Origin of the sequence: Leisingera sp. XS_AS12 (genome assembly GCF_041224635.1) — a bacterium.
GTDB lineage: Bacteria > Pseudomonadota > Alphaproteobacteria > Rhodobacterales > Rhodobacteraceae > Leisingera.
The window spans coordinates 1-1,770 of the sequence record NZ_JBGFGM010000086.1 but is presented as its reverse complement, the minus strand read 5'-3'; the positions used below and the strand labels follow the sequence as shown (position 1 = coordinate 1,770).

At 63.9% G+C, this 1,770-nt stretch carries 1 protein-coding gene; it reads right to left on the bottom strand.

From position 1 onward, the window contains the following. Nucleotides 1-35: 35 nt before the first annotated feature. Entirely contained in the window at nucleotides 36-1,688 is a 1,653-nt protein-coding gene (locus tag AB9K35_RS08340; RefSeq protein ID WP_369925278.1) for an FMN-binding glutamate synthase family protein, read from the bottom strand. Nucleotides 1,689-1,770: the final 82 nt, after the last annotated feature.

Below are 1,770 nucleotides of genomic sequence, written 5' to 3'. Positions count from 1 at the left end.
CCGGGCGGCCTGTTCAGGGGCCGCCGCCCGCGGGCTTATGCCAGCCGTGCGATCGCGGCCGTGAAGGGCCCTTCCGGGATCCGGTCCGGGGCAAAGCTCTCCGCCGAGGCCCGTCCCCAGCGCTCATGCCAATCGGCCAGTTCCGGAATTTCGCGGCCGGAAACCAGGAAGCCGTTTGGCAGATAGGGGTAGGCGATGTTGCCGTCGGAGAAGGCGTTGTCCTTCTTGCGGAACATGAAGTGGTACGGGCGGAAGCCGGCCGGGTGCTGCAGCCCGGCTGCGCCCGCGAGCTCGCCGAGCGCCCGCATCGTATTGCGATGGTAGCGCGCAACCCGATCAGACTTGTCCCCCACATCGATTGCTTTGAAACGGGCCGGGTCCTGGGTTGCGATGCCAACCGGGCATTTGTTCGTGTGGCATGCTTGGGCCTGAATGCAGCCGATGGCAAACATGTAGCCGCGGGCCGAGTTGCACCAGTCCGCCCCCAGCGCCAGGGCGCGGGCAATATGGAAGCCGGAGGTGATCTTTCCCGCAGCGCCGAGTTTGACCCGCTCCCGCAGCCCGGCGCCCCGCAGGGTGTTGTGAACGAACGTCAGCCCCTCCAGCATCGGCATTCCGACCTGGTTGGCAAATTCAAGCGGCGCGGCACCGGTGCCGCCCTCGCTGCCATCCACAACGATGAAATCGGGCACCACGCCCGTTTCGAGCATCGCCTTCACCATGCACATGAACTCCCGGCGGTGGCCGATGCACAATTTGAAGCCGACCGGCTTGCCGCCTGAGAGGTCCCGCAGCTGGGCGATGAATTCCATCATGCCGCGCGGAGTGGAGAAGCTGGGATGCGCTGCCGGCGAAATGCAATCCTGCCCCATCGGAATGCCACGCGCTTCGGCAATCTCGGGTGTGATCTTTGCCGCGGGCAGCATGCCGCCATGTCCGGGCTTGGCACCCTGGCTCAGCTTCAGCTCGATCATTTTGACCTGCGGGCTCGCGGCCTGCTCGCTGAACTTTTCCGGCGAGAATGTCCCGTCATCATTGCGGCAGCCGAAATAGCCGGAGGCAACCTGGTAGATCAGATCGCCGCCGCCCGCGCGGTGGTGGCGGGAGATTGATCCCTCGCCGGTGTCATGGGCAAAACCGCCCTTCCTGGCGCCGGTGTTCAGCGCCAGGATCGCGTTCTTCGACAGGGATCCGAAGCTCATCGCCGAGATGTTGAACAGGGACGCCGAATAGGGCTGGCGGCAATCGGGGCCGCCGATGGTGACACGGAAATCGCTATCTTCGATATCGACCGGAGCGGCCGAGTGAGTGATCCAGCCATAGCCGGAGCCATAGACATTCTCGGTGGTGCCGAAAGGCCGCTTGTCTTCGACGCCTTTAGCGCGCTGATACACCAGTGCCCTTGCCTCGCGAGAGAACGGCACCTCTTCGCGGTCGCCTTCCAGCATATACTGGCGGATCTCTGGCCGGATGGATTCCAGAAGGAAACGCATGTGACCCATAATCGGGTAGTTGCGCAGAACCGCATGGCGCCTTTGGACAAGATCCCTCAGGCCCAAAGCGGTCAAGCCGCCCGTCACCGCGGCGACCGGCAGCCAGGCGCTGCTAGCAGCATAAGCGGCCGTGGAGCTGGCGAGCGCGGCGAAACCGCTCAAAGCGAGAGGGAGGAGGCGGGCAGGAAGGGCCATGACGGTCACACCGGTCTAAAATGCTGTACTGTATGGCATATTGGATGGAAGCCCCCAGTCCACAAGGAGATTTGGGCGTAAT